Genomic DNA, 10,806 nt, shown 5'->3' on the forward strand with positions numbered 1-10,806 from the left:
TTACTCATTCCTAGTTATAAAATGTGTAATCAAGAGATTATTGTTACTCAAAGAAAATACCTTGACACAACAATCTTGCTTAAAACTATAAAAAATAAAAATTGTTAAAAAATATTTAGCTACAAATGCAGAAATTGCAGGCTCTAAAAATAAAATACAAACGCAGATAGTTACTAATAATCCTATACGAAATAATAAAATTCTTTTTAATATCAATGTAACAGCAAGATATAATCCTAAAAATAACTCAATAAGTCTTTTTATTTCAAAACTAAAATCTGCCTTAGTATAGATAAAATAAATTATTAGAGTTGGCAATATATATTTTAAAGCTAAAAATATATATTTATTGAATGCTTTATAATTATATTGCTTAGAATTTATTGTGCAAATCGAATCATCTAAAAAATTAATTTCAATATTTCTCATAAACCAAAAAACAAATGGATATTGTGCTATCTTTATCATCTATACTCCTAAAAATAACTCACTTTGAGCCATCATTCTATTGACACCCTCTTCAGCACTTTTAATAATTGGTATAATTAATTTTATAGATTCCAAGATATGCTCTTTAGTTACATAACCATAAGCTATTTTGTAAAAATGCAATTTTTTACAAAAAGTTTCTATTTCTGCACTTGTATATGGGAATCTATCAGGAGCATTGTTAGCTTTAGAATAATATTGTTCAATCTCTGTTAGTATGGATTCCAAATTCATTTGACTATAAACTTCATCTGCAATCTGAAATTTATTTAGATAGATTTCAAAAACACCTTTTGCCATTTTAGAATCTGGTAAATTTATAAAAAATAGTTCATCAAATCGCCCTCTTCTTAACAATTCTGGGTTATTATCTAAAATAGAATTTAAATTATTTGCAGTAGCAAAGAAAATTGCATCAAATTTATATTCCGCTGCTTCTGTATTCATATCATTTAATATTGTTAATAAACGACCTAATAATCTTTTTTCTATCGCTTCAGCATTACCTATCATCTTTTCTATTTCATCAATCAAAATCACATAACGCTCACTTGGATTTAAAGTGTGTCTTTGTGATAAATATTCAAAGACAGCATTAAGTCTAGCAATAGGCTCATCTGCTTCCATTATGAGTGTTAAATTTAATTGAATAAGCAATCTTTTAGTCTCACCAGCAAAACACTTAGGAAAAAATGTTTTGCCTGTTCCGGGAACTCCAACTAAAAAAATTGCCTTAGCACGAAAACCTTTTGCTTCAGCTTGCAATAGCTCTTTTGTGTATTGTTTTAGAGATTCTGCACCGCCAATATCTTTTAAAGAAAATGGAGAGTGTATAACACTTAAACCTAAACGATTTTCTAAAGCTTTAGATTCTGAAACTTTTAATTTAAATTCTTGAGAAGTTAAAACACCATATTTGTTTGCTAATATCTGTATTACAAAAATAGAACGAATATTTTTAGGAGGATAGTAAGGAGCAATAAATGCAATATTAGACTTTTGAATATTATTTCTAATATCATCATTATTAGGAAATACAATAATATCTTCTAGTTCATATTCACTTTTAAGAGAAGTAAGATTTTGATAGTAAAAGCGATCCTCTGCAATAAGCCACAACATTTAAGATTCCTTAATCTTTGCGACTTGACTTGGTTTTTGAGGATTTGGAGTGCAATACTTGCCCCCCCCCCCGATTTATTAGAATTTTTTTTAGCGATAGTGCTAATACTAATTTCTGGTTTATTTGGAGTTTCTATATTAATAGCTATATTTATGCTAGTAAAATAAATCTTACTATTGTTTTCTTGCATTAGAATTCCTCTCTAGTATTTCTTTTACATTACTTGACTTAAATTTATTTTCTTGTTCTTTTTTATTATTAGGATTGGAATTATCTTTTAAATTATTATTTTTAATATTCTCTTCTGTTATCTGAGCTAACAACTTATCAACTATATCTTTATAATCAATTTGCATAGAATTTATTTTAGCCTCTAGTGCTTTATTTTTATCTTTAAGCTCTTGCAGAGTATTTTTTAAATCATTAATATTAACATCTAGTAATTTCTTTTGCTCATACAAATTTGTATTTTCAATAACTAATTTTTCATTTGAATCTTTTAAATCTTTTAATATTTTTAATTCTTTTTCTGCAATCTCTGCTCTAGTAATTAAATCTTTATTTAATGTTTTTAACTCTTGGTTTTTTTCTAATAAAGATATATGCTCTTTATTAAGAGAATCTAATTTAGTGTTTAAATTATTAATTTGCTCATCTTTAAAATTAAGCTGTTCTTTTTGCCTAGAAACAAGCTCGTCAGATTCCATTAAATCCTTTTCAAGCAAATCTTTTTGTTCTTCGTAAGATTTATTTAGCTCTTGGATAGTAAGTTTTGTTTGATTATTTAAATCATTAATTGTATTTTCCATTTCTTCTTTTAAAAGACTTATATCATTTTCTTTTTGGCTTAATGTAGAACGAAGTGAATATAGAGTATCTTCTCTTTTTGAAATTTCAATATCTTTTTTGGATAAATATTCCTCTTGTTGCTTTATAGTATTTTTTAAATTATTAATTAGGTTATCTTTTTGTATGACATCTAATAAATCTTTACCTAAATAGATACTTGCTAGATTGACTGCGTGTTCTTCTCTATATTTTTGTTTTAAAATATTTAAAGATTCTAAGATTCCATTATGATTTTCAATTTTATTCCTTAATTCTTTATAAATATCAACAGCAAGTTCTTTGCTTTTTGATAATCTCATCTTTAATTTCTCTAATTCTTTTGCCTCATAATCTTTTATAGTAGAATCTATACTTTCTTTTAATTCTATTTGGCTGCTTGTTTCTTTAGTAATCTCACTATATATAGAATCCGCTTTTAAAGATTGTCTATTTTGTGATTGTTCCTCTTTTATTTCTTTTTTAGCAGTTTCTATAATATTAATTTCATTTTGAGATATAGTTTGATTGGTATTATTTTCTTCTTTAAGTTTTGCAATATCTAAAATATCATTAGATTCTGCTTTTAACTCTTTAATATCATTACCAGCCACATAAGTAAAGATAAATGTTGTATCTTTTAAAGCAATATCTTTTAATAAACCAGAAATGATAAAATTATTATCCTTTGCAGCTTTAAAATTGTCTTTTAAAGTAATTGATGGCTTTGCTTTACATATTGCTATCCTATCACCTTCATTAATAGCACCTCGCCTATTATAAATAAACACAAGCTTATCATCAATAATATTTCTAAAATCTATAAAACTTCTACTAGAGCTAGATATAAACTTTTCTTTCATAGATTGCTTTATATCAGGAGACTCTTCACTTAAATCAATTTCTAGTTTCATATAATCTTCTAACTCTAATGGTGGGAGATTTCTAGGTTTTAATGATGAACGGAGTAAAAAATTAAATTGCCCTATACTTCTATTTATTGCTTTCTCAAATCCAATAAAATTTTGTGAAACTACACTATGTAATTGCTCTAAATTTGTTACATTACTATAGTTAATATTTAAATTATAATTCTTTAAATATTCATCATAATCTTCTCTGCTTCCACTCCAAAAATTACCAAAAGTAGATATTGGTGTTTGATATAAATCAGATATATGAATATCTCCTAATTGTGCTTTATTATGAGTTAGTTTTATCATCTTTGTTTCCTTTTTTGATAAGATTTTTCTAATTCTTTTGTGCTTTGTGATTTTATATTTCTTATTTTTTCCAATCTACTTTCTTTCTGTTTATGTGCTGAAATAGGTTCAAAGCTTTTTAACATATTTCTAAAAGCATTTGCTCTTAATTCAATACTTTTAAATAAATCTTTTATTCTTTCTTTTTGTTGTTCTTTTGCTTTTAAAATCTCTTTTCTTTTATTTTCATAATTTTCAATTGCTTTTATTTCTTCAACAATTGATTGTTTTCTAGGAAGATATTTAGTTTCTAGTGTGCTATAAGCTGGTATTGCATTTTTATTAATTGCAGAATCTATATTATCTTCATATCCACTTTTAACAATAGCATTTGCAATTATTGCCTGTGCTAACTCAACATTATTGCCTACAAACTGAATATGTGAGGAATTAACCTCTCTATCCTGCAAATGAATTTCTACTACACCTTCAATTTTATGTTCTTTTAATCTTCTAAAAATCTCATCTTTAAGACTATTAATGGCTTCTCTATTAATTTTTAATTTTCTAGCCCAAATATTAGCAGTTTTAGGTTCTCCATTCTGTTCTAAATAGGCTAAAATATTTTCTCTTAATTCTTTTGCACCTGTATAGGTTATTTCTGGATTCGCTCTTTTTTCTATCATATTAGCAATTTTTTCTTCAAATAATTGCTGTGCAGATAAATTATTAAAAAGTAACAATGCTTCTTGTGCTTCTCTTAAAAAACTTTGAGAGTCTGAATTTCTAGCTGCTTGTATCATTGCTTATGCCTTAATCGCTGATTATTTCTAGTAAAGTTAGCATCATTGGTTTTATTTTGTTTTCTTATACCAGATTCTATTCTATCTAATTCTTTTTTATAATTTTGATTAACTTTTAATTCTTGTTTAATATTAGATTGTAACTCATTGACTTCTTTTTGCTTATTAAATTCTTTAAAATCTTTATATTCATCAAGACTTTTTTTAATCCCTTTCATCATATCTAATAATATTGCTAAAGCTGATTTAATAGACAATGTATCATTAGAATCTATATGGCTAGATGATTTAACATTGTTCTTATTTTTATGTTTTGCTAATTTTTTAAGATAATCTAAATTCTCTCTTTTACTTTTAGCTATTAAGTTAATAAAACCTTTACGATTAATAGATTGTGATACTTTATACTCATTAGAAGAAATTTGACTTTTAATACTTTTTTGTCTTATAATTTTACTTGTAGCTTCGGCTTCTTGTTTAGCTATTTGTGGGGTGCTTAAAGCCGAGAGTGTGTCCCCACCCCAAACTATATTTCCTTTCAATAAGTTTTTTAAATCAGTATTCTTTATAGGTGTTGCTGTAATACCAATAAAATTACCTTTATCATCTTCTATTACACTCAAAAACTTAATAACTTTATCATTGTCTATAAAAGTTTTAACAAATTTATATCTATCATTATCTTTGCTAATAAAGAGTGGTTGCTCTAAAGTAGGTTTTATAAGATTTATGTATTCCAAGCGTCTTGAAACATCTTTTTTTTCTGCTAAATGATTTAATAATTTATCCATATTAATTTTAGTTTCAAAAAGAGGCGTTTTTATAGGATTTGAAAAGTCTATAATTAATTTTAATATATCAGCCTTTGGATTTAAATCATAAGCTAAATTTTTATTTTTAGCTAAATTTTGGATAATATTTTTAGCTATTTCATCAGAAAAAATATTTGAATCTATTGTATTTTCCAATATTCTATCCTTTAAAACATAAATATAAACATACAAGAAGTAATGTAAAAATAATAATATTAATAAAACTTTGATTATTTTTTTGCGTTGGTATATTTTTCAAAACATTTTGTGTAATAGTTTCTTTCATTTTATTTTCTCTTTCTATTGTATCAGATTCTACCAAAGCCTTTATATAATCAAAATTGATATTTTGGGGAATTTGAATTTGATTAGATTGTTGTTTATTCTTTTCTAAAATTTCTACTTTGTCCATAACTTCTTTTAAATACAAAGCTATATTTTCTAAATCATCTTGCAAATTAATAATGTATTTTGCAATTTGTTCTGTATCATTTAAATCTTGCATTGTTTCACTCATTATGCTACTTCCTTTTTTAATTTATAATTTTCATATTCTCTCATCATTTTAAAAAAATCTAACTTTGGCATATATTTAGAAATTGGAAGTGGAGTATTAATATTTTTACCATCATAAGTAATCTTTTTTCCATAGTTTAATAAAGAGGATTCTGCTTGAGCTATGGCACGATATAATTCACCATCTAAAATAATCATCATTTCACCATTATTCATAGCCGTAACCTCACTATGCAAAATAGCGTCTTCTTCTCTTATACTATAACTTTGTTCCGCACCCATAGCAGAATCTACAAAATCTCTTTTGATAGAATAAGACTTTTCTAAATATTTTGTTTTCTTAACAAACTTAGAATAATAATCGCTTGCCTCTGGACTCATTGATTTCATAATAATATGTGTTCCTATCACATCTACAAGCTCTTTTCTTTCGCTAGATTCCCCGCCCAATAATTTACCAACTATATCAATTTGAGAAAAACTTTGAAATATAGGAAATACACTGATTCCTAAAGCCCTTGATTTACTCATTAACCTTGCAAAACCCTCTGGCATATAACTACCCACTTCATCTGCAAGAATAACAAATGGTATTTCTGGCTCTTTTGCAAATCTAGCCTTTTGGTCTGCCACTGCTTTAAATAATCCTAATATCAGCTTACCTAGATATCTAGGTGTTACATCACTTGCCATTGTTGGAAGTGTAACAAATAATATTTTATTTCTTTGAACTATCTCCCACATTGAAATATCAGGTGTCTGTGTATTAAAAATACGCCCATAATTAGATTTTAATTTAATAATAATACTTCTCCATTGCTGGACTGCCATTCCAACATCATAAATGCCTTGTGCTTGATTCTTTTCTGCTAATTGATATTTTTCCATTATATAATCTTCACTAGCATTTAAAAACTCTTCATAACCCATATCAATAGTAGTAGATGTATATATTACTAAATCATCTAAAATAACACTTTTATAAATTTGTTGCCTATAATTAATCATTTCATTTAATATTTTAGAAAAACTCATATATTGACTTAAAATTGAAAAATCTATTGGTAAATTTTCATTATCTCTTTTATATACAAGTAATTTTAAAACTATTTCCATAAACTCTTTTTGTTTAGATTTCCATTCATTTTCTTCTCCGTCTAGTAAAGAGTTTAATATTTCACTTAAAGCTAAAGCATCACCACTCAATAAAGGGTTGATAGTGTGAGTATTATTCATATCTAAAAAATTCAAATAAATAAAATCTGCTTCTCTACCATAAGCTGAAGCAATTCCAAATATTTCTTTTGCAAATTCTGCTGTCCCTTTACCATCAATTACACAGCAACCACCGCCAAGCTGTGCAATTTGTTCAGTTAATCCTTTCATTAATACAGATTTTCCAGCACCAATAGTAGCAATAATTAAGCCGTGCCTCTTTATTTTCTCCGCATCTAATAAAATAGGTGCAATTTTATTATCTTGTTTTTTACTTGACTTAACCGCATCTCCATAAAACTTTTTAATTTCTGTGCCTATATTTAACATATATTTGTTATTTGGTTGATTTTCTATAATATTATTTCCTTGTTTATTAATGCTTTTTGGGGATAGATATAAAGCACATATTGCAGTAACAACAAATATCATCATTGTTAATACTAAATAAAAATTATTAAAGAAGCAAGCAAAAGCTCCAATAATACAAAATGCAAATAAAGTATTTTTAACGGCTATATCATTTATTACTAAATCAAAAAAACTATCTTGTTTAATGGAATATGTAAGCTCTTGAAGTTGTTGATGTATCACTTAAAAATCCTCATATTTAGAATCAACATTAACTTTAAACAAATCTTGTTCTTGTAATATTGGTAATTTATTCTTAAATTTCATATATGAATAATAAAGCCCTGCACCATTTCTTTTAACACTATTTAAATCTAAATTATCTAATGCCGATATCAATTCTTTCTCAATATTTCTATTTGCTTTTAAAATTAATGAAGCTATACCGATATTAATATCTTTTGTATAAGTTTCCCATAGTTCCATTAAAAAATATTCAGCTATAAAATCATTCTTTAATAATAAATCATCATAATTAAGCTTAAGTTCTTTATCATTAATTACTTTAGATAATCTGATAAATATCATTTCATAAAGTGGATACGAAGATAATTCTTTTATATTTTTAATTTTTGTTAATGTAAGATTCTCATAATCTAAAAAGAAATTAGCACTTAGATATATTTCATTATTATTAAATTGTCTTATCCAAGATTGTTGTAATTCATTAATATTTATATCTATTCGTTTTTTCTTATAATCTTTACGATATGCAAAAAAATTAACAATTTTACTAGCACTAATATCCCAATAAGACTCTTGTTTAGCAATGATATTTAGCGGAACAGAAGACAATAAATTTTTTAAATAATAAAATAATAACACAAAAGCAACAAGTGAGGATAAAAAAATTAAGTCTTTTTTATCGTCTAAATAATAATCTTTTACAAAAAAATAAGTAACCCATATAATTAACATAGATATTAAAAAAATAATATAAGCAAGGTCTCTCCTAGAGCGTTGATTTCTGTAATAGAACCAAAAAAATAATACAAAAAGACTAAGCAAAATAGCAAAACCCACTAAAACCCTTCTTAATATTAAATTAAGCAATTATAACATTATTTATGCAAAATTTACATAAATTTGCATAAATAAAATTTATACTATTTTTACTAAATTTATCTATTTGATTCCAATCCAGCCAATAAATGTTTCTCTAATTCTTTATAATCCATAGAATCTTTAGAATCTTCAAGTTTATTTAGTGTATGTTCAAAGCTTGCTATATAATAATCAGCTTTCTTGCCAAGTCTGTTTTCTTTAATTATAGATATAATAGCCCAACCCCAAAAAAATAAAGTTATTAATACCCAAATAAATACTAAGACATTTTGATTATATGGTGTAGATAAATGCTTAATACTAAAATAAAATAAGATAATAGACAATATTACCATACTCCAAAAGAAATACCTTCTATTAATAACAATCTTATCCTTTATATTATAATTATGGCAAAAAGCGATGCTATTACCTATACCAAATACACTTACTAAATCTCCATTTTCAAATTGCATAGGAGAATAAGAATTTAATTCTATTTTTGTAGTTTCATTACCCCATTTTAAAAAGAATATAGCATTATGTGTTATTGTAGTTTTGACTTTCTTACCTCTTGTGTGTGTATCATTATTTTGTGTTTGTATAAGTCTATCAACATAACCTGTTTTTATCCAACCTTTCTTGCCTAGTTTTTGTTCCATTAATGCTCCTAAAATAAAGTTCCATTAGTTAATCTCATTCTTTCATTCTCAAGTTCAATATTTTTATTTTTTAGTTCAAGCTCTCTATTTTTTTCTCTTAAAATTTCAAGCTCTATTTTTTTTTCTTCAAAACTAATATTTTTTATTTCTTTATCAAAATCAACATTTTCAGATTGATTAGCTATCAAATTATTAGTGGATTTAATATTTGTATTATTTTCTTTCTTATCTTCAACTAAAACATTATGATGTTTAATACCAGCCTCATCTGTATATTGTTCTCTACTGATGACTTGTATATTTTCTTTATTAGGAAGTCCTTCATAAGCAGTAATTGTTTTTATTTCTTTTTTAGCAGTCATATTTACAAAATCGTAATCTATTGTAAATTGTTGCCTTTGCTTTTCAATAGTATTCCATTCACCTTGTCCAAATATATATGGATTAAGATGATAAATATAACCTCCAAGCTTTTTTTCACGCTTTAATATTTTTTTTTCAACAAGTTCAGCAATAGTATTTGCAATTACTTGTCTGCTTGTTTCAAGTCTCTGTGAAAGTTCTGCCCTAAAAGGAGAATCTAAAACCACTTCATTTGTTCCATAGGTTACTTTTTTTGTTAATATCAATGCTAAAACTTCTTGTGTTTTTTTTCTAAGATTAATAATAAGATTAAAATTTTCAACATAAAGAAGCATAAATTTTTCTCTTTTTTTTGTTTTTAATCTTAAAACTTCCTCACTAACATTAACTTCACCTGTTTCTAAATTAATATTAGAAGTTTGTCTCTGTAAAATTTTAAAATTACCAGTATCCATTTATTTATCCTAATTAATGTTATAATTTTTAAATTATGAAATTATAACATATAAATATTATAAATAAGATTATTTTAAGTATTTTTCATAACTTTTTAAAGTTATATTCTAACCTTAAGCCAAAATTTAAAAAGAGCTTAAATAGACTTAAAAATAGCTTATATATAACCGCACAGGTTATGATATATAACCGCACAGGTTATGATATATAACCGCACAGGTTATGATTAAGAAAAGCTAGAAGTGCCTAAATTACGATATTTTTAAAAGATTTTTAAACAAAATTTCTTTTATTGTTATTATATACAACATATATAACAATATAAAATATAAAACTTTTCATTCAAAAGTATAAATTTCACAGATTTCTTAAACAAAATAATACAAAACTTTAGTATTATAGACTCAACTTAACCTTAAAAAAATAAAAATTAATAAAATATCTATTATTAATAATATTTATATTAAATTTACAACAAAATAAGTCTATAAATGCTTTTTTTATATCAACTATATGGAAGTATAAATTAAATGCTTTTTTGTTCTCTAAATCGATTTTTAGGTATTACAAAATTCAATTATAAATATAATTTAACTAAAAATATATTATTCTTTACAATATATTATAAATTAATTTACACTATCAATATAATAACTTCTACTTAAAAAACTAACAGAATAAAAAATTATAAGTAATTAAAATAAATATATTTTATTATAAATATATGATACATTATAATATATTATTATAAATATAACATATTATAAATATATTGTTAATGATAATATAACATATTGATATAAACTCTATATTGTATGCAAACTCTGATAGTATAGGAAGCCTACTCCTATCATCCCGCTCTAGCGTTAGTCTAAAGTCGTGGGC

The 10,806-nt window shown here is 24.9% G+C and carries 11 protein-coding genes; all 11 read right to left on the reverse strand.

The window, feature by feature from the left end; genetic code table 11:
- The 11 genes from CQA44_RS07995 to CQA44_RS08040 all read right to left on the reverse strand — a co-directional run bounded on the left by CQA44_RS07995 (position 1) and on the right by CQA44_RS08040 (position 9,920).
- Positions 1-468 (reverse strand): hypothetical protein, encoded by a 468-nt coding sequence (locus CQA44_RS07995; RefSeq protein ID WP_115546742.1) that lies wholly within the window; start codon positions 466-468, stop codon positions 1-3.
- On the reverse strand, positions 469-1,611 hold the full coding sequence (locus tag CQA44_RS08000) for an AAA family ATPase (protein WP_115546743.1): 1,143 nt from the start codon (positions 1,609-1,611) through the stop codon (positions 469-471).
- A complete protein-coding gene (locus CQA44_RS12575) occupies positions 1,539-1,802 on the reverse strand; it encodes a hypothetical protein (protein ID WP_115546744.1) in 264 nt (87 codons plus the stop codon). Before CQA44_RS12575 ends, CQA44_RS08000 begins: the two co-directional genes overlap by 73 nt.
- Positions 1,786-3,660, reverse strand: a complete 1,875-nt coding sequence (locus CQA44_RS12580) for a hypothetical protein (protein ID WP_181881832.1) — start codon at positions 3,658-3,660, stop codon at positions 1,786-1,788. The genes CQA44_RS12575 and CQA44_RS12580 overlap by 17 nt, the downstream gene beginning before the upstream one ends.
- A complete protein-coding gene (locus CQA44_RS08010) occupies positions 3,657-4,442 on the reverse strand; it encodes a hypothetical protein (protein ID WP_115546745.1) in 786 nt (261 codons plus the stop codon). Before CQA44_RS08010 ends, CQA44_RS12580 begins: the two co-directional genes overlap by 4 nt.
- On the reverse strand, positions 4,439-5,410 hold the full coding sequence (locus tag CQA44_RS08015; RefSeq protein WP_115546746.1) for a PBECR2 nuclease fold domain-containing protein: 972 nt from the start codon (positions 5,408-5,410) through the stop codon (positions 4,439-4,441). The genes CQA44_RS08010 and CQA44_RS08015 overlap by 4 nt, the downstream gene beginning before the upstream one ends.
- A gap of 4 nt (positions 5,411-5,414) precedes the next feature.
- On the reverse strand, positions 5,415-5,771 hold the full coding sequence (locus CQA44_RS08020) for a hypothetical protein (protein WP_115546747.1): 357 nt from the start codon (positions 5,769-5,771) through the stop codon (positions 5,415-5,417).
- Positions 5,771-7,579: a type IV secretory system conjugative DNA transfer family protein gene (locus CQA44_RS08025; RefSeq protein WP_115546748.1), complete on the reverse strand. Its 1,809-nt coding sequence runs from the start codon at positions 7,577-7,579 to the stop codon at positions 5,771-5,773. The genes CQA44_RS08020 and CQA44_RS08025 overlap by 1 nt, the downstream gene beginning before the upstream one ends.
- Complete coding sequence (locus CQA44_RS08030; protein ID WP_115546749.1) at positions 7,580-8,419, reverse strand: hypothetical protein; 840 nt, start codon at positions 8,417-8,419, stop codon at positions 7,580-7,582.
- 98 nt (positions 8,420-8,517) lie between these two features.
- The gene (locus tag CQA44_RS08035) at positions 8,518-9,102 is read right to left on the reverse strand and encodes a hypothetical protein (RefSeq protein ID WP_115546750.1); all 585 of its coding nucleotides are present in this window, start codon (positions 9,100-9,102) and stop codon (positions 8,518-8,520) included.
- Between the two features lie 8 nt (positions 9,103-9,110).
- Positions 9,111-9,920, reverse strand: a complete 810-nt coding sequence (locus CQA44_RS08040) for a hypothetical protein (protein WP_115546751.1) — start codon at positions 9,918-9,920, stop codon at positions 9,111-9,113.
- Positions 9,921-10,806: the final 886 nt, after the last annotated feature.

Source organism: Helicobacter sp. MIT 14-3879 (assembly GCF_003364125.1).